The organism is Streptomyces guryensis, assembly GCF_021261325.1.
GTDB lineage: Bacteria > Actinomycetota > Actinomycetes > Streptomycetales > Streptomycetaceae > Streptomyces > Streptomyces guryensis.
Genome location: NZ_JAJSBI010000048.1, coordinates 1 through 17,429 on the forward strand (window position 1 = coordinate 1; position 17,429 = coordinate 17,429).

Annotated in this window: 11 protein-coding genes and 1 pseudogene; 8 read left to right on the forward strand and 4 right to left on the reverse strand. The window is 70.4% G+C overall.

Annotation, left to right across the window (positions count from 1 at the left end):
* Positions 1 to 559 precede the first annotated feature (559 nt).
* The 3 genes and pseudogenes from LJ657_RS46230 to LJ657_RS46240 form a co-directional block, all read left to right on the forward strand.
* Complete coding sequence (locus tag LJ657_RS46230; protein ID WP_232655738.1) at positions 560 to 1,603, forward strand: LacI family DNA-binding transcriptional regulator; 1,044 nt, start codon at positions 560 to 562, stop codon at positions 1,601 to 1,603.
* Positions 1,604 to 1,791: 188 nt separating this feature from the next.
* Positions 1,792 to 3,846 carry an RICIN domain-containing protein gene (locus LJ657_RS46235; RefSeq protein WP_232655739.1) on the forward strand — a complete coding sequence of 685 codons (2,055 nt, stop codon included), beginning with the start codon at positions 1,792 to 1,794 and terminating at the stop codon, positions 3,844 to 3,846.
* A 409-nt stretch (positions 3,847 to 4,255) separates the two neighbouring features.
* Positions 4,256 to 4,639: pseudogene (locus LJ657_RS46240) on the forward strand (IS5/IS1182 family transposase); the annotation flags it as partial.
* Between the two features lie 18 nt (positions 4,640 to 4,657).
* Here LJ657_RS46240 and LJ657_RS46245 read toward each other — a convergent pair.
* Positions 4,658 to 5,164: a DinB family protein gene (locus LJ657_RS46245; RefSeq protein ID WP_232655740.1), complete on the reverse strand. Its 507-nt coding sequence runs from the start codon at positions 5,162 to 5,164 to the stop codon at positions 4,658 to 4,660.
* Between the two features lie 219 nt (positions 5,165 to 5,383).
* Between LJ657_RS46245 and LJ657_RS46250 the strand changes: the two genes are divergently transcribed.
* Positions 5,384 to 5,758 carry a transposase gene (locus tag LJ657_RS46250; RefSeq protein WP_232655741.1) on the forward strand — a complete coding sequence of 125 codons (375 nt, stop codon included), beginning with the start codon at positions 5,384 to 5,386 and terminating at the stop codon, positions 5,756 to 5,758.
* A 175-nt stretch (positions 5,759 to 5,933) separates the two neighbouring features.
* Here the strand turns inward: LJ657_RS46250 and htpG are convergent, their stop codons facing one another.
* Positions 5,934 to 7,841 (reverse strand): molecular chaperone HtpG, encoded by a 1,908-nt coding sequence (htpG, locus tag LJ657_RS46255; protein WP_232655742.1) that lies wholly within the window; start codon positions 7,839 to 7,841, stop codon positions 5,934 to 5,936.
* A 261-nt stretch (positions 7,842 to 8,102) separates the two neighbouring features.
* Here htpG and LJ657_RS46260 point away from each other — a divergent pair, with 261 nt between their 5' ends.
* The 3 genes from LJ657_RS46260 (at position 8,103) to lanKC (ending at position 13,883) form a co-directional block, all read left to right on the forward strand.
* Positions 8,103 to 9,455, forward strand: coding sequence for a phosphoinositide-specific phospholipase C-related protein (locus LJ657_RS46260; RefSeq protein ID WP_505016532.1), 1,353 nt, complete (start codon positions 8,103 to 8,105; stop codon positions 9,453 to 9,455).
* A gap of 175 nt (positions 9,456 to 9,630) precedes the next feature.
* On the forward strand, positions 9,631 to 11,004 hold the full coding sequence (locus LJ657_RS46265) for an oxidoreductase (protein ID WP_232655743.1): 1,374 nt from the start codon (positions 9,631 to 9,633) through the stop codon (positions 11,002 to 11,004).
* 254 nt (positions 11,005 to 11,258) lie between these two features.
* Complete coding sequence (lanKC, locus tag LJ657_RS46270) at positions 11,259 to 13,883, forward strand: class III lanthionine synthetase LanKC (protein ID WP_372488072.1); 2,625 nt, start codon at positions 11,259 to 11,261, stop codon at positions 13,881 to 13,883.
* Positions 13,884 to 14,532: 649 nt separating this feature from the next.
* Here the strand turns inward: lanKC and LJ657_RS46275 are convergent.
* Positions 14,533 to 15,090, reverse strand: coding sequence for a response regulator transcription factor (locus LJ657_RS46275; RefSeq protein ID WP_232655744.1), 558 nt, complete (start codon positions 15,088 to 15,090; stop codon positions 14,533 to 14,535).
* 289 nt (positions 15,091 to 15,379) lie between these two features.
* Between LJ657_RS46275 and LJ657_RS46280 the strand changes: the two genes are divergently transcribed.
* Complete coding sequence (locus LJ657_RS46280; protein ID WP_232655745.1) at positions 15,380 to 16,612, forward strand: GNAT family N-acetyltransferase; 1,233 nt, start codon at positions 15,380 to 15,382, stop codon at positions 16,610 to 16,612.
* A gap of 366 nt (positions 16,613 to 16,978) precedes the next feature.
* Here LJ657_RS46280 and LJ657_RS46285 read toward each other — a convergent pair whose 3' ends face one another.
* Complete coding sequence (locus LJ657_RS46285; protein WP_232655746.1) at positions 16,979 to 17,194, reverse strand: hypothetical protein; 216 nt, start codon at positions 17,192 to 17,194, stop codon at positions 16,979 to 16,981.
* Positions 17,195 to 17,429 lie beyond the last annotated feature (235 nt).

Here is a 17,429-nt window from a genome sequence, read left to right on the forward strand (position 1 = left end):
CGACGAACCACTGCCGCCACACGCGGACAGCAGGGGTATGCCCGCACCCGCAAGCAGGGCAGCACCCCCCACACCACGCAGCAGACCACGACGGCTGGGAGAGGGCAGAGAGAGACCCGAGGGAGAGAGGTCCATGTACGGCTCCTGAAAGGGCTCTCGTATCCAGGCATGGCACGTCGGCCCGAAGGGGTAGGACGGTAAACCGGTCGGTGCGACCAGAAGCAAACGCGATCGCACAAAGTCGATCTGCGAACGCGAGGAAGCGTGAACGTTCCGGGGATGCTCTGTCAAGGCTTCGCATCCAGCACGTCTCAGCCGCCCAGGTCCGCGACGCGCGGATCATTCGGCCGCCCGGACCCGACCTCGGTCAAGCACCTACCCTCTGACCTGCACAGACTCCCTCCTGCGGGCTCCACAGCCCCGGCGCACACGCCGCAGCCGACTTTGCGCGAACCCTTGACGTACCGCCGCCGGATGCGTAGATATGACCGCGCGGTCAGACCGCGCGGTCATATCGATGGCCTCGCTCGGCCCGGACAGTCGACCATCGGGAGATTCCATGACATCAGGTGCGGAGCGCGGCGCGGGGGCCCCGGCGCCGCGCAGCGCGGACGTCGCGCGGGTGGCCGGCGTCTCGCGCAAGACGGTCTCCCGTGTCCTCAACAACGAGCCGTACGTCTCCGACGAGGCCCGCCGACGGGTCCTGGCGGCCGCCGAGAAACTGGGCTACCGGCTCAACCACGCCGCCCGGGCGCTGGCCTCCGGACGCACCCGTTCCATCGGCGTCGTCGCTCTGGGTACCGCCGGGTACGGCACCGCCTCCCTGCTCGTGCACATCGAGCACGCGGTGCGGGACGCCGGATACGCCCTCCGGATCGTCAACACGCCCGACGGCGGCCCGGACGGCATCGCCGGCGCCCTGGAGTCGCTCCTCGAGCAGGGCGTGGACGGCATCGTCGTCTCGGAGCCCATCGTGGAGGGAAAGGTCCAAGTCCGCCCCGACGTCCCGGTCCTCTTCATCGGAGCACCACCGGCCTTCACCGCCACCCGCACGGTGACCGTGGGCGTGGGTGCCCACGACCTGGCCCGGGCAGCCACCGAGCACCTGCTCGATCTGGGCCACGCGACCGTCCATCACCTCGCGGGTCCACGGCGCTGGTACGCCACCAGGGACCGCATCGAGGGATGGCAGGCAGCGCTCGCGGCCCGGGGTGCCCACGAACCCCCGCTGCTCAACGGCGACTGGTCGGCGGCCTCCGGGTACGCCGCAGGCCGTGCGCTGGCCTCGGACACGTCCGTGACCGCGGTGTTCGCAGCGGGCGACGAGATGGCCATCGGCCTCATCCACGCCCTGCGGGAAGCCGGACGCCGCGTGCCACAGGACATCAGCGTGGTCGGCTTCGACGGCAACCCCGTCTGCGCCTACGTCTCACCTCCCCTGACCACCGCCCGCCAGCCCTTCGAGGCCGCGGCCCGGGAAGGCATCCGGCTGCTCGTCCACACCATCGAACAGCCCGACACCGACCCGCCACCGGCAAGCGACCCACCCGTCGAACTCATCGTCCGCGGCTCGACCGCACCCCCGCCGCCCTTGCCGCGCTGACACAACCTCGCACCACCCGGTCCTCCGCCCGGGCCGCAAGTCCGCCGTTTGCGAGCCGCGTACGGCCCACCGCCCGATCGAGCTCCGGGCGCCATGCCCACCGAACTCCGCCGTCCCCTGCCGGGCCTGGTCCCAGGGGCAGCGGACACCGAAACACGCCCTTCCCTTCCCCGCTTCGGGAGCCGCACATGTCCCCAGCCCAGCCAGGCGCCAGACCCGGCGCCGCACCACGTCCCCGCCCCCTCCCCCTTCTCCTCCTGCTGCTCGCCCTGGTCGCGGCAGTCGGCACAGTCGTCGCCCCCGCGGCCGGCCGTGCCCACGCCCTCTCCCGGTCCTCGCAGACCATGTACACCCCGCCCTCCAACGCACCGGCCCCCGGTTCGCTCTACCCGAGAGCGATACGGCTGGAGCACAGCGGCTCGTCCAACGGCACGATGCTCGCCACCTTCGAGCAGTACACCTCCGGCACGCCCGTGTTCCCGGTCTACCGAAGCACCGACAACGGCAGCTCCTGGACGAGGATCTCGGACGTCGCCGACACGCAGAACGGCTGGGGCATGCGCTGGGAGCCCCAGTTGTTCGAACTGCCCACCGCCATCGGCAACTTCCCCGCCGGAACCCTCCTGATCGCGGGCGACTCCGTGCCCAGCGACCGGGCCGCCACCAAGATCGACATGTATGCCAGCACGGACCACGGCCTGACCTGGACCTTCGTCAGCAACATCGCCACCGGCGGCCGGGCGATCTCCAGCAACGGCTACACCCCCGTGTGGGAGCCGTTCTTCCTCGTCAACGGCAGCAGGCTCATCGTCTACTACTCCGACCAGCGCGACACCAGCCACGGCCAGAAGCTGGTGCACCAGGTCAGCACGGACGGCGTCACCTGGGGTTCCGTCGTGGACGACGTGGCGATGCCCAACTACAGCGACCGCCCCGGCATGGCCACGGTCGCGAAGCTGCCCAACGGCAACTACGTGATGACGTACGAGTACGGCGGCGCGCCGGAAGGCGACTTCGCGGTCTACTACAAGATCTCCTCCGACCCGGAGGCGTTCGGGAACGTCACCGGCATTCCGCTCAGGACCACCGACGGCAACGTCCCCTGCTGCAACCCGTTCCTCACCTGGTTGCCCACCGGTGGCCCCAACGGCACCCTCGTGGTCAGTGCCCAAAGCAGCACCGACCTGTTCCTCAACACCCAGAACGGCGCCGCGAACGCCTGGACCCGGATCCAGTCGACGGTCCCGGGCGGCTACAGCCGCGGTATGCTCCCGCTCGCCGACGGCCACAGCCTGCTGGTGCTCAGCGGCGGCTACAACGGCTCCAGCCTCAACCCCGTCTCCTACGGCACCATCGACCTGGGCGGCGGCATCTCCGACGGCGCCACGTACACCGTCTCCGACGCGGGCAGCCACCTGATGCTCACCATCGTGGGCGGCTCCACCAGCAACGGCACCTACGCCACCCAGCAGAACACCACCAACGGCACCGACCAGCAGTGGAAGTTCGTCCAGCAGCCCTCCGGCTACTTCAAGATCTTCAACATCGCCAGCGGCAAGGTCCTCGGCGTCGAGCACCAGTCCACCGCCGACGGCGCCAAGATCCTGCAGTGGGACGACAACGGCACCCCTGACCACGAGTGGGCCGTCGCTCCTGCTCCCTCCGGCGGCTACACCATCACCAACCGCGTCACCGGCAAGTACCTGGAGATCCCGGGAGCCTCCACCACCGCCGGCACCACCGCGGGCCAGTGGAGCGGCACCGGATGCGCCTGCCAGCGCTGGAACCTCACCCAGACCGCCCTGCCGACCCTGACCACGGGCCAGTACGTCCTCGTCAACAAGAACAGCGGCAAGTACCTCGACATCCCGGGTGCCTCGACCGCCACCGGCACGGCTACCGAGCAGTGGCACAACTCCGCCTGCACCTGCCAGCTGTTCACCTTCCAGTCCGCCGGCAGCGGAGCCTGGACCATCAAGAACGTCAACAGCAACCTCAACCTGGACATCAGCGGCTCCTCCAGCACCGCGGGTGCCGCCGTCGTCCAGAACACCCCCTCCAGCGCCGACTCCCAGAAGTGGACCCTCACCGACGCCGGCAACGGCTACTACAGACTCCGCAACGTCAACAGCACCCTCGCCGCCGGCGTAGCCCAGTCCTCCACCACCGACGGAGCCGCCGTCGTCCAGTGGAACAGCCTCACCGTCGACGACCAGCTCTGGCAGATCGTCCGCATCAACTGAACTGACCGTCAGGGCAAGGGACTTCGCCCCTCCGACAGCCGGGCCCCGCCGACTTCAGGTCGGCGGGCCCGGTGCGCTCCGGAAACCGGATCCGAGCGCGGACGGTGGTGCCGTCGGGTTCGTCGAGCAGCGTGAGTTCGTCCGGTGTCGGCAACTCCTCCCGGTCGCCCCGGCTACCGACGGCGAACACCGCTGTGGTGACGGCTCGCTGCAGACGGTCCGGGGTGTCGGCGCCTTGAAGGAGTCCCGACAGGTATCACGCCACGAACGCGTCGCTCGCACCGACCAGATCGACCACATCCGTGCGCCATGTTTGCTGACCACCTCCCTGACGGCCGCGGCCAGGAGGCTGTGCACGCCCTCGGATTCGCGGGCGGCGGGATGTTCCTGCACCAGCGGCAGCTCGTCCGACGAGGCACTCGGACGCTCCCGGGGCTGCCTGACCTGCGGGACCCACCTCGCCGGTGAGGGTGGACGCCGCCTCCGGCCCTGCTGATCACTCCGGCCAATGGGGCGACGCTCCGCAGCTCATTCCGGTCATCGAACGCATCCGTGTTGGCCGCCCCGGGGGCGGACGCCCTCGCACGCGGCCCGCCCATCTCGGCGGCGACGAGGCATGTTGCTCCTGTCGCACCCGCCGTTACCTGCGCCGACGCCAGATCAAGCACACCATCCCCGAACCGAGGAACCAGCGGGCCAGGCCAACCGCCAAGCCCGCGGCAGCAATGGCGGCCGACCTGTCGGATTTTTCCACGGCACCGTCACCGTCGCCTCGATCCGACTCTGGCTCCGCCCATCATCTCCGCCGGATCTAGTCGCCGGTGGTGCCGTCGAGCATCTCGCGCAGGATGTCCAGGTGGCCGTTGTGGCGGGCGGTCTCCTCGGTGAGATGGAGGAGGATCCAGCGCAGGTCGACGTGGAGGCCGTTGCGGACGGCTCGCTGGGCCTGCTTGTCCAGGGCGTTCCCGGCGACCAGTTCGCGGTAGTGGGCGCTCTGTTCGGCGTATTCGTCGAGCAACTGCGTGAGCGGGAAGTCGACGGCGATTCGCATCTCGCGGTCGGGGTCCTCCTCGATCCAGGGGCCCCGGTCTTCCTCGCCGAGGAAGACCACTTGGAACCAGTAGTACTCGACCCAGCGGAGGTGGTTGATCACTCCGCTCATGGTCATCAGCGGTGAGCCCGGCAGGAGCGCCTTGCGTGCGTTGTCCGCGGAGACGCCGGCGCACTTGGCTCGGGCGGTGTCACGTGCGTAGTCGAGGAACGTGGTGAGCTGGGTGCGCTCGTCCCACGCGGGCGGGGTGTCGTCGATTCTGGTCATCGCGCGAAGCGTCCCCGATCACCGCGACCGATGTCCAGGTAATTACCGGCGGGCCCCCCTGCTCCACCCAGCTCCTTGTCCGGCGGGTCGCTACAGCGATTCACCGCCGACGGGGCCGCCCGGCATGATTCGCCGGACAGGCCCCCACCCATGAACCACAGATAGCTGCCCGGCGCTCCCGCACAGGCTTCAAGAAGCTCGGCAAGATCGACTGAACGGATGCTCGCGCTCCTGGTCCAGCTGGAGGCCGCCTGCACTGCGGCTGACAATCTGTCCGAGGCGGAGGAGGACACATTCCCTCAGCACCCGGACGCTGAGATCGTCCTCAGTTTCCCCCGACTCGGCATCCAGCTCGCTTCCCGGGTGCTCGCCGAGGTCGGAGACGACCGCAACTGCTTCGCTGACGCCTGCGGGCTGAGGGCATACGCCAGCGCCTCACCCATCACCCGGCCCACCGGGCAGAAGGCCAGCATCACACGCAGGGGCCCGCGAGGAGCACGGAGACGGGCACGCGACCGCCCAGGGAAACCTCTTCAACCGCATGCTCGGCCAGCTCCAGCTCTGCCACTGCCTGCAACAGGGACGGCGCCATGAGGAGACGCCGGCCTTCCCGACTCCAACAGCCGAAGCGGGGGCGGCAGTTGCCATCTGCTGTTCACGCGGGCCGTGCCGGTGAAGAACGCCCCACCGGAGTACTGACCGCCGCCTCTGGTACTCGGCACGGACCGGCCGTGTCGAGTACCGCTGCGGCGAGGCACTGTTGCCTCCGTCAGCGCAGGCCGCGCTCCAGCCGCTCCGCGACCAGCTTCACGAAACGGGCCGGCTCCTTGGGCTGGCCGCCCTCCGCCAGGACGGCCAGACCGTGCAACAGCTCGGCTGTCTCGACGAGTTCGGTGCGGTCCTCGCGCTCCTCCTGGAACGCCTGGTTCAGGCCCTGCACGAGCGGACGGGAGGGGTTGAGTTCAAGGATCCGCTTGGTGGCCGGGACCTCCTGGCCCATGGCCCGGTACATGTTCTCCAGCGCCGGAGTCAGGTCGTGGGCGTCGGAGACGACGCACGCCGGGGAGACGGTCAGCCGCGTCGACAGGCGCACGTCCTTCACCTCCTCCGCCAGCTGCTCCTTCAGCCAGCCCAGCAGACCGGCGTAGACCTCGCCCTGCTTCTCCCGCTCGGCGTCGGCCTGTTCGTCGCCCTGGACGTCGAGGTCGATCTCGCCCTTGGCGACGGAACGCAGCGGCTTGCCCTCGAACTCGCCCACGGCGTCGACCCACACCTCGTCGACGGGGTCGGTGAGCAGCAGGACCTCGACGCCGCGTGCCCGGAACGCCTCCATGTGCGGGGAGTTCTCGATGCTCTGCCGGGACTCGCCGGTCATGTAGTAGATGTCGTCCTGGCCGTCCTTCATCCGCTCCACGTACTGCTGGAGCGTGGTCGCCCCGTCCTCGGCGTGCGTACTGGCGAAGGACGCGACCGCGAGCAGGGCGTCACGGTTGTCGGGGTCGCCGAACAGCCCTTCCTTCAGTACGGCACCGAACTCCCGCCAGAACGCGGCGTACTTGTCCGACTCGTTCGCCTTCATCTCCTTGACCGATGACAGGACCTTCTTGGTCAGCCGGCGCTGGATCATCCGGATGTGCCGGTCCTGCTGGAGGATCTCGCGCGAGACGTTGAGGGAGAGGTCCTGCGCGTCGACGACGCCCTTGACGAAGCGGAGGTACGGCGGCAGCAGCGCCTCGCAGTCGTCCATGATCAGCACGCGCTTGACGTAGAGCTGGAGACCGCGCCGGGCGTCCCGGGTGAACAGATCGTGCGGGGCGTGCGCCGGGAGGAACAGCAGGGCCTGGTACTCGAAGGTGCCTTCGGCCTGGAGGCGGATGGTCTCCAGGGGTTCGCGCCAGTCGTGGCTGACGTGCTTGTACAGCTCGTGGTACTCGTCGTCGGAGACCTCGTCGCGCGAACGGGCCCACAGGGCCTTCATCGAGTTCAGCGTCTCCGGCTCGGGCATGTCCGCGCCGTCGCCGCCCGGCTGGGGGACGAGCCGGATCGGCCAGGTGATGAAGTCGGAGTACCGCTTGACGATCTCCTTGACCGTCCAGGTGGAGGTGTAGTCGTGCAGCTGGTCCTCGGAGTCGGCCGGCTTGAGGTGGAGCGTGACGGCGGTTCCCTGCGGCGCTTCGTCGACGCTCTCCAGGGTGTAGGTGCCCTCGCCGCGCGAGGACCAGCGGGTGCCGCGGGCCTCCCCGGCGCGCCGGGTCACCAGGGTCATCTCGTCGGCCGCCATGAAGCCGGAGTAGAAGCCGATGCCGAACTGCCCGATGAGCCCCTCGGCCCCGGCCGCGTCCTGGGCCTCCTTCAGCTCCTCGAGAAAGGCGGCCGTACCGGAGTTGGCGATGGTGCCGATGAGGTTGCCGACCTCGTCGTACGACATCCCGATGCCGTTGTCCCGTACGGTGAGCGTACGGGCGTCCGGATCGAGTTCGATCTCGATGTGCAGGTCGGTGGTGTCGACGTCGAGGCTGTCGTCCCTGAGCGCGGCCAGGCGCAGCTTGTCGAGCGCGTCGGAGGCGTTGGAGACGAGTTCCCGAAGGAAGACGTCCTTGTTCGAGTAGACCGAATGGATCATCAGCTGGAGCAGCTGACGGGCCTCTACTTGGAACTCAAACGTTTCGGTCGGCATGGTTCGCGTGTCCTCGCAGGTCCCTAAAGTGCCAGGTCAGATGAGAGTCACTCTAGGACACCACGGCAGGGGCCGACACCGCCGTGCAGAAGCAGAGGGCAGGGCGGGCGGCGGCCCCCGCGACATGACGGGCCATCAAAATATGGTTCAGCGGCAGGAATTCACCCACGACGTCTGGCGCATCGCACGTGTCAACGGATATGTCATGCCTCGGTCATCATCGGCACGCCCGTGCCGGAGTGAAGGGAAACTCCCGTGCGCCTGCGCCCCCTGCGCGTCCTGTGCTGTTCCGCCGCCCTCGCCCTGTCCACGCCCGCCCTGCTTCCCGGCACGGCCTCTGCTGCGGTCCCCACCTCCTCGGTCTATCTGCAGAACTACACCACCGGCCGCAACGCCGCCGGCAGCAGCGGCACCGTTGCCGCGCACAACCCCAAGGGCAACGAGGACCACCAGCAGTGGACCCCGGTCGCGGTCGGCGGCGGATACCAGCTGCGGAACGCCGACGAGTCCGCCACCTGTCTGGGCCGCAGCGGAACCTCCGCGGTGACCACCACCTGCGGCGCGGACGGCACGACCTGGACGATCACCTCCAGTGCCGACAGCACCTACACCATCGGCGCCCCCGGCACCTCGCAGTACCTCACCGGCTCCGCCTCCGACGCCGCGGCCGTACAGCTCGGCTCCTCGGGCGACCTCGCTCGCTGGTACCTCACCCCGGTCACCTACGCGACCACGGCGATGCCCTCCGCCGACACCCGCACCCTGGACCAGGTCACCTTCCTGACCGCGCACAACGCCTTCGCCAACGGCGTCGACGGCGACTTCGCCACGTTCCCGGTCAGCTGGTTCCCCAACCAGAACTCGGGCATCAGCAAGCAACTGGCCGACGGCGTACGCGGCTTCATGCTCGACGACTACACCGTGAACGGGCAGGCCGTGCTCTGCCACAACAGCTGCGACGGCGTCAGCAGCCCCGTCCCGCTCGCCACCGACCTGCAGCGCGTCGTCGACTTCCTCAGGGCCCACCCCGGCCAGTTCGCCACCGTCTTCCTGGAGGACTACGCCTCCTCCGACGTGCTGAAGTCCTCCCTCGCCTCCGTGAACGGCCTCTCCGACGTGCTGTACCGGCCCGACCAGGAGGGCGTGGCCACCAAGGGCTGGCCGACCATGGCCGACCTCGCCGCCCGCGGCAGGCAACTGCTGATCTTCAGCGACCGGACCCGGGCGAGCGACACGGCGAGCGGCTGGAGCACCCGCGACACCTTCGGCGTCATGTACCAGCGCGAGTGGACCGTGGAGAACTACTGGTCCATGGGCGGTGGAATCGGCGCCTCGGACTGGTCCTGCTACAGCCGCTGGGACACCAGGCCCCTCACCACGGACTCGTCCGCCTTCCACCCGCTGTTCGTCATGAACCACTTCCGCGACTACACCATCGGCTCCACCGCACAGACCGACAACGGCAAACTCCTCAACCGTGTGCAGAACTTCTGCACACCCGCCGCCCGCAAGAAGCCCAACTACCTCGCCGTGGACCGCTACGACGCCGGCTCCCCGAGCCCCCTCACCACGGTGGGCACACTCAACAGCTACATCCTCACGCCCGGGCAGTGACCGCGGGTGGTGTGGAATGCTGCCGTCCCAGGCACTGTCTCCAGCAGAGAGTGCACGCCTGCCGCACGGACCGCCTGGAGCCCGATGAACACCGCAAGCCGACCGCACCACCACACCACCACACCCGTGTGGTTCGGGCACGAGGCCGGCACCCGGACCGAGTTCGTGACCGCCCGTGTCGCCTGACCCCGGCCGGACGGTCGACGCGGAAGGCGTCAGACGGGACATCCTCGACGCGGCCCCGGGAGCCGAGCCGTACGTCCTGCGCGGTGCCCACGTCACCGGGGCGTTGCTGCTGGACGGGGCCGAGGTCAGGCGGTCCGTGCGGTTCGAGGCGTGCCTGTTCGACGAGGCCGTCAGCCTGGAGGGCGCGACGACGCTCGGGGTGAGCATCGTCGACTGCACACTGCCCGGCTTCCGGGCGCCGACGGCACGGTTCGGCGGCCGTCTCGACCTGCGCCGGTCGACCATCGGCGGGGACGGGCACGACGCTGTCGAACTCGTGCACGCGGACATCGCGGGAGCACTGCGGCTCGACGGGGCACGGCTGATCGCGCCGGGCCGGATGGCGGTGGATGCCGGTGGTCTCGTGATGCGGGGCGGTGTGTTCTGCGAGGACGGGTTCGTCGCAGAGGGCGAAGTCAGCTTCCCCGGGGCCGAGTTGCCGGGCGGGCTGTGGATGCGCGGGGCCCGGATCACGGTGGGCGCCCCGGACGCGTACGCCTTCCACGGGGACATGCTCAAGTCGTCGACCGTACGGCTGTCACGGGGGTTCACGACCGACGGCAGGGTGCGGCTGCGCAGCGTACGGATAGAGGACCTGCTGACCTTCGACGACGCCGAACTGCTCGGCTCCGGCACGTCGTTGATGTGCGTGGGCATGCAGGCCGGGGCGCTCGACCTGCGGTTCCGGTACAGGCCCGCGGGCGGCGTGAACCTGCGCACCGCGCACGCGGACCGTATCCAGGACCACCCGTCGACCTGGCCGGCCACGCTGGGCCTGGACGGGCTGACGTACGGCTGGCTCGGTGAGACGGCGCACACCCGGCGCGAGGACGTCGAGAACCGGCTGGCGTGGCTGCGCCGCCAGCCCGTCTACGTCCCGCAGCCGTACGAGCAACTCGCCTCCCACTACCGCAGGTGCGGGCACGAGGACGAGGCACGGCGGGTGCTGCTCGTACGGGAGCGGCGCCGCCGGGCGACGCTGGGCCCGGCGGGCAGAACCTGGGGCTGGCTGCTCGACTCCACGGTCGGATACGGCTACCGCCCGTGGATCGCCGGGATCTGGCTGGCCCTGCTCACGCTGATCGGCTCGCTCGTGTTCGCGGCGCACGACCCCGTGGCGAACGCCAAGGACGAGGGGACGCCGTTCAATCCGGTCGTCTACACCCTCGACCTGCTGGTGCCGATCGGCGGTCTCGGCCAGCGCGACCACTGGCACTGGGCGCAGGGGGGCGTGCAGGGGCTCGCCTACGCGCTGATCGCGATCGGCTGGGTCCTGACCACCGCGGTCGTGGCGGGGGTGACCCGCACGCTCAGCAGGAACTAGCGTCCGTCTGCCGCGTGACCGCCCGGGTCGTGAAAACGAGCCCGGGCGAGTGGTCATTGCTCCCGGCCCCGGGAGGACGGCTTCACTCCGCACGCGTGAGGAACGGTGGTGTTCCACGGCGGACGACTCTGCGATCCTCAGGAGTGATACCGGGTCAACGATCCCCTTGACGTCGAGAGACGTTCCGAAGACCGCAGCAGCCACAGATGTGCCGCCGGGCGCAGAGCCCGTGAGCGGAGCGTGCGGAGACTCCCGTGGACATGCGCTACGAGGCCTATTGCCTCATGGATCCCGACTTCTACGACACGCCCAGCCGTCTCCAGGAGCAGGGCGACGACTTCTACCAGGCCCACTGCCCGGTACCCGACGCGTGGGAGCGTTCCTGGCTGGACGACTGGGTGGTGCTCAGTCCCCTCGGCGTCGAGCTGCCGCCGCAGGGCTGGAAGATCCATGTGTCGGTGGCCCTCGACCATGCCCAGGACGTCCTCACCAAGGTGTGGGACCACTGCGTCTCCCGACGCGTCGCCTTCAAGTTCCTGCGCAGCGCGGACAGGCTCCTGCGGGCCAACGCCCAGTACGCCGACCGTGGTTCGAGCGGAGAGTTCATCACCCTCCACCCGGCCGACGACACCACGCTGGAGGCGGTTCTCACCGAGCTGGGGGCCCTGCTGCGGGGCCGGCCGGGCCCGTACGTGCTCAGCGACCTGCGATGGGGAACGGGCCCTCTGTACGTCAGGTACGGCGGCTTCGTCTCCCGGACCTGCGTGTCGCCGGACGGCGAGATCGTGCCCGCGATCGCGGACGGGGCGGGACGGCTGGTGCCGGACGTGCGGGGACCGTCCTTCCGGGTGCCGGAGTGGGTGACGCCGCCCCGGTTCCTCGATCCCCATCTGGCGGCGCGCGACAGCGCGACCGTCGCCGAGCTGCCGTACCGCATCGAGGGCGCCGTGCGCCTGTCCAACGGTGGCGGCCTTTACACCGGTCACGACACACGGACCGGCCGGCGGGTGATCCTCAAGGAGGCCCGGCCGTACGCGGGGCTCTCCCGGGACGGCACCGACGCGGTCACCCGGCAGCGGCGCGAGGAGGAAATCCTCCGCCGGCTGCGCGGGCTCGACTGCGTGCCCGGCCTGCTCGACCACTTCGTGCTGGGCGAACACCACTTCCTGGTCGAGGAGTTCATCGAAGGGCAGACGCTCGACAGCCTCTTCGTGGACCAGTACCCCCTGGTGCTGCCGCGGGCCCACGTCACGCACACGGGCGGTTACACCTCCTGGGCCCTCGACATGCTCGACGAGGTCGAGCAGGCCGTGGCCGCGGTGCACGGCAGGGGCGTGATCATCGGCGACCTCCACGGCGACGACATGCTGGTCCGCCCCGACGGCCGGGTCGTACTGATCGACTTCGAGGGGGCGGCGGACGCGGCCGAGCGAGGACGGCAGCGGCTCGCCGCCCCCGGCCTCACGGCACCGGCCGGCCGCACCGGGGTCGACATCGACCACTTCGCCCTGGCCTGTCTGCGGCTCTCCCTCTTCATGCCGCTCACCGGCCTGCTGGAGCTGGACCCGGGAAAGGCGGAGCAACTCGCCGAGGAGGCCGCCCGGGAGTTTCCACTCCCCCGCGGGTACTTCGACGAAGCCGTACGAGTGATCACCGGGGAGGACGCCGGCACGACAGCGGGTTCCGCGTCGCCGCGGCGACTGCGACCCGACCACCACGGCTGGCTACGGGCCCGCGCCTCCATGGCCGCCGGCATTCTGGCGGCCGCCACCCCGGAGCGGGACGACCGGCTGTTCCCGGGAGACGTGGAGCAGTTCACCGCGCCGGGCGGAGGGCTGGGGCTCGCGCACGGTGCGGCGGGGGTGCTGTACGCGCTGGAGGCGGTGGGGGCAGCCCGCCGGCCGGACCACGAGGAGTGGCTCGTACGGCACGCCCTGCACCCGCGGCCAGGAACACGCCTCGGCCTCTACGACGGCCTGCACGGCGTCGCGTACGTCCTCGACCGGCTCGGCCACCGCGACACCGCGATGAAGATCCTCGACATGTGCCTGGGCGAGCCGTGGCAGCGGCTGGGGCTCGGCCTGCACGGAGGGCTGGCGGGTATCGGACTGAACCTCCAGCACTTCGCCGCCGCCACCGGGGAGCCCGCGCTGGGTGACGCGGCCTTCTCGGTGGCAGGCCTCGTCGCCGACCGGCTGGCATCGGCCGACCGCGCCGACGAGGTCCTGGCCGCGGGCCTGCTGCGCGGCTGGACGGGGCCGGCCCTGATGTTCCTGCGGCTGTACGAGTACACCGGCGACCCGGAGTTCCTCGATCTGGCGGGCACCGCGCTGCGGCGGGACCTGCGCCGCTGCGTCGTCCGGGACAGCGGGGCGCTGGAGGTCGACGACGGCCGGCGCACCCTGCCGTATCTGGGCAACGGCAGCGCGGGCATCGGCCTGGTGCTGGACGACTACCTCGCCCATCGTGCGGACGACCGGTTCTGCGCGGCGGCCGCCGCGATGCGGACCGCCGCCGCGGGGCGCTTCTTCATCCAGCCGGGACTCCTCACGGGCATGGCCGGGATGATCCTGGCCCTCAGCCGACCGCATCCGCCGGGCACCGCCGCCGTGCGGGACCCGGTGGTCGCGGAGCACGTGCGCCGTCTGTCCCGGCACGCGCTGGGCTACCGGGGGCATCTGGCCTTCCCTGGCGACCAGTTGCTGCGGCTCTCCACCGACCTGGCCACCGGCAGCGCGGGCGTCCTGCTCGCCGTCGGCTCGGCCCTTCACGACCGCCCGGTGGGGCTGCCGTTCCTCGCGCCCACCGACCGACGCAGCCCGCCGCACGGCGACAGCTTCCCGTTCCCACGAGGGCAGGGAGGAGGTGAACCACCCTGACCGGTACTCGAGCCGCAGACCCTGGATCCGACCGTTCCCCAGCGGCGGAGGTGGCAGGCACAGCAACCCCGGTGTCCCGTGCTGGGCACGGGCAGGGGCGGCAACATCAGCCTGTCGAAAGGGGTCGGGACACCGGTCATTCTGACGGACGAACGCATCGCCCGGACCACGACGGTCCTCGCGGGCGTGCTGCGGACGTGGTCTTGTGCGGTGGAGAGGACCGGGTACGGGCGCAGACGGGCGCGCAGGTGGACGCGGCGGCGCGGGCGGCCGTGTCGCCGGCCCCTGCTGCTCATCCCGCTCGGCGCGCCGTGGCTGGTGCACAACGGTGTGACGGCCGGGGCGATCCTCGGCGTGGTGGCCGTGTGTCACAGGCCCTGCAACCTGCCCTTCAGGGCTTCGTCCAAGGCATCGGCGGCAGCGGGCTGCGGCTGCTGGCCACCGTCGGCCGCACCGCAGAGATCGCGGCGTCGGACTGATGCGGTGCGCCACCACGATCAGCGTGCCCGGGCCGCGCGCGAAAGGCGCACACGGCACGGTGAGGGAGGCGGCTCGTGCCCTCCCGCGGCTCACTGTTCACCTCGTCCGTCTCCGTACGCCTGCGTACGCCTGCGTACGCCTGCGTACGCCTGCGTACGCCTGCGTACGATCACATCCAGCCCGATTCCCTGGCGATCCGGATGGCGTCGATCCGATTGCGTCCGCCGGTCTTCCTGGTGATCGCCGACAGGTGGTTGCGGACCGTGGCCAGGGACAGGGACAGCCGCTCGGCGATGTCCCGTGTGGGCATGCCCTCGGCGGCCAGACAGAGGATCTCCACGTCCCGCGGGGTCAAGGGGTTCTCTCCCGCGTCGAGGGCGACCATGGCGAACTCGGGGTCGATGAACCGCTGCCCCCTGACCAGCTTGCGGACGCCGTGGACCAGACGGTCCGGCGGGGCGTTCGTGCTGATGAGACCGGGAGCCCGCAGGGCGAGGATGCGGCGGAGGCGCTCGGGGGTCGTCGAGGCCATCAGCAGCAGCATCCGGCAGTCCGACAGCTCACCCCCCGCTGCGATCTCCTCCCCCTCCTCGGAGTCGACGCCGATCACGACCACGTCGGGGCGGCACACCTGTGCCCGCGCGAGCACCTCTCCATTGCCCTCGGCTTCGGCTACGACTTCGATGTCCTCTTCGCGAGAGAGGAGAGCGGCGAAGGCTCCCCGCACGAGGCGGGCTTTCTCAACGAGAAGAACGCGGATCAATGTCGCTCCACCCTTTGAACACCCTTGCCACGATTATCCCTCTCGTACCAGTAACCGCAGGTCGGTCGTCGCTGCCCCCGGAGCGCACGACGAAGTCGACGAGAGAGGTCTGCGGCGGCGGCCGGGGAGGCAGGTCGGCTTTGCCATGGGTCGGCCCGGCCGTAATTCGATTGACCTTGCCGGGGGGCCACGCTGCACTGTGGCGGGGCACCACGGGCCGTGGTGTCGGCAGCACGGGGAGGCAGCGGCAGCAATGGAGATCCGTTCCACGACCGACCAGGACTTCGACGTCTTCGTCGACACGGTCCATGCCGCGTTCGGGCGCTTCCCGGAAACCCCGGTCGAGGGCGGCGGGCTCTGGTGGTCGGCGCTCGAAATCGACCGCTGCATGCTCGCCCGGACGGCGGACGGGCGGCCCGTCGGCACGGCCGCCACCCACGCCTTCGAGCTCACTCTGCCCGGTGAGACCCTCGTCCCGGTCGCCGGAGTGACCGCCGTCGGCGTCCTGCCCACGCACCGGCGCCAGGGCGTGCTCAGCGCGATGATGCGGCACCAGCTCACCGAGCTGCGGGCCGGCGGGGACTTCCTCTCCGTACTGCTGGCCTCCGAGGCCCCCATCTACGGCAGGTTCGGCTACGGACCGGCGACCTACACGGCGCGACTGACGGTGCCGCGGCACCAGGCCGCCCTCACCGTTCCCCGGGCGCACGCGGTGGCCCAGGCACCGGCGACCGGCCCGGACGACGGCTCGGTCGAGGTGCTGCGCAGTGCCGAGTGCGGCGAGATTCTGGAAGAGGTCTACGACCGGTACCGCCGCGCCCAGCCCGGCGCGCTGTCCCGGCCGCACCGCTGGTGGGCGTTGCGCGCGGGCCAGCCCCCGATCTCGCCGGCGCCGCGCTACGTCGCCGTTCACCGGGGCGCCGACGGCGTCCCGGACGGGTACGCCAGCTACTCGATCGGCGACTCGAACACCTTGACGGTCGACGAGACCATCGCCGTCGACGACGCCGTCTTCACGGCCCTGGCCCGGTTCGTGCTCGGACACGACCTGGTCTCTCAGGTCGTGTTCAGGCACGTCCCGCCCGGGCACCCGTTGCGCTGGCAGCTTGCGGACATCCGCGCCGGCGAGGTGGGCGGCGACATGGACTGGCTCTGGGTGCGGCTGCTGGACGTCCCGCGCGCGCTGACCGCGCGCGGCTGGTTCACGGACGGCGAGCTCGTCCTCGACGTCGACGACCCGTTCCTCGGCGAGCACGGCCGCTACTTGCTGACCGTCCGGGACAGCAAGGCCGACTGCGTCCCGACGGACCGGGAGCCCGACCTCTCGCTGGACGTGCGCGACCTCGGTTCGGTCTACCTCGGCGGCACCGCCCCGAGCACGCTCGTGCGTGCCGGCCACATCCGGGCCCATCGCCCGGGCACGGCCGCCCTCGCCGACGACCTCTTCCGCGCCGAGCGCTCCCCGCACTGCCTGCACTGGTTCTGACCGCACGCCCGCCGGCCCTCGCAAGGAAAGCGCGCAGTTCCCCCACGTCTGCCGCGTCACCGGGTACGACCCCGCCGACCGTGAACACCTGTCCGTCCGCGAGCCGCAAGTTCCCTCCCTCGCGCACTTCGGCGTCGAGCCGTCCCTGGAGGGCTTCGGGCCTGCCGGACTCTTCCCGAGGGGCCTTCCCGAATTCCACGACGGCGCCGGGGTTCCGCTCGGCATCGGGCTGGAGCTGGTGCGGCTCACGCTGCGCGACAGCGGCGCCCGGTGCCGGCTGGCCGCTGAAAACACCTCAGCTCGGCGTCCAGGCCGGGGGCGCGCTCCCGGGCAAGGCCCTTGACGGCGACCCGGTCCGCCGACGGATCACTGCTTCCACACGTCCGCGCCGCCGCCCCGCCACTCGACCAGCCCGGATTGCCGCACCCACGTCTCGTCCGCGTCCTCCAGACCCGCGAGGCGCAGGAACTCGACGATGTCCAGCAGGCCGTACGCCATCCCGCGGAAATGGTCGCCCACACGGACCCGTCGGCCGCCGTCCTCGGCGGGCGGATAGATCACGATGGGCTGTGCGTCGGCCATGGCACCAGGGTGCGCCGTGTGCCCGCTGCGCGCATGCGGGGCGGTGGTGACGCTCGTCGACCACGGGCCTGGTCTTCGGAAGGTGACCGAGCCACCCGGTTTCGGCATGTGCTTGTCACGCATGGAGTAACACCGTCACCGCGGGACTCATCTCCCGCAAATAGAACAGTGATTCCCCCCTTCCGGCCCTGCGTCGCTGCCATATTCGAAAGCCACTTCGGAGGTGGCTGTGACG